The organism is Pseudomonas sp. GM60 (assembly GCF_000282415.1).
Lineage (GTDB): Bacteria > Pseudomonadota > Gammaproteobacteria > Pseudomonadales > Pseudomonadaceae > Aquipseudomonas > Aquipseudomonas migulae.
This window is the reverse complement of sequence record NZ_AKJI01000141.1, coordinates 1-1,086: the sequence shown is the minus strand read 5'-3', so window position 1 is coordinate 1,086 and position 1,086 is coordinate 1. Positions and strand designations below refer to the sequence as shown.

General features: G+C 56.9%; 1 protein-coding gene. It reads right to left on the bottom strand.

The genetic code is table 11. The features are described from left to right. Positions 1 to 93: 93 nt before the first annotated feature. Positions 94 to 996 carry an alpha/beta fold hydrolase gene (locus PMI32_RS02725; protein WP_008034524.1) on the bottom strand — a complete coding sequence of 301 codons (903 nt, stop codon included), beginning with the start codon at positions 994 to 996 and terminating at the stop codon, positions 94 to 96. Between the last annotated feature and the right edge of the window lie 90 nt (positions 997 to 1,086).

Genomic DNA, 1,086 nt, shown 5'->3' with positions numbered 1-1,086 from the left:
CCAAAAGCGGACGGTCAGTGACCCGCAAGCACGGCAACGAATCCACTTCCCCGTTTGCGGCGATTCGTCACTCTGGCAACCCCATGCCGCCGCTCACTGGTTCAGGAACTCGATGACAGCAGCGGCGAACAGTTCTGATTGATCAAGCATGACGAAGTGAAAACTGTCGTCAATGCGTCGCAAGCTGATGTTTGGGGTCGAGACATAGGCGTTCCGGTACATTGCATCAACGTTGGAAGCATCTATGCCGTAAAGCGGGTCGTAGGCATAGACAACCTCGACCGGCACCTTAATGCGTTCAAGCTCAGGCCGCAGGTCAGTAACCATCAGTTCATACATGGCATCGGCCACGGTCTTTCGGTCCGAGCTTATCCCCGCTGCGGCCAAACCTGGCCTGAACGCTTCAGTTTTGACGAGACGGGCGATGGATGCATGCTGCATCGCTTCGGCCTGCTCAGGTGTTGCCGCTAACATCGCATCGCGCATCGCAGCAGCATGCGGGGTGGCCGTTTCACTGGTAGCCGAGGGGGCGATCAGCAACGTATAAAAAGGCAGTGCATCGACAATCATCAGGGGGCCAACCTGGTCGGGATGACGAGCACCAAGCATCAGTGCCACCTCACCACCCAACGAATGACCGATGATGACCGGCGCCTCGATGCGCTGGCTGCGGATATATTCAGCAATCGCCTCGGCTGTAGGCGCTGCTACTTTCCCTTCTGGATCGGATGCGGCAGGCGAGCCGGCAAAGCCAGCTACCTGTACGAGATGGAGACGGTGGGTCTGTCGCAATCTGGAGGCCAAATCAGCCCATACTTCGTAGGACGATGCCAATCCTGGAATCAATATAATGTCTGTTCCCGAGCCTTCGACCAGCACAGAGATACGCCCCTGTTTGACCGTCACTGGCGACAGGGACTCAGACAGGGCTGGCGATGCCGACACCAGGGACAAAGTGGCGCCGATCACGCCGACGAGTGAGCTTAAGGGGTTCATAGCCATTCCTTTGACCGAAAAAATGTTGCCACTATATAACGATAACGGCACACGAAGGCGCGAGAAAACTATCCCCCCGCCTGCAATCCG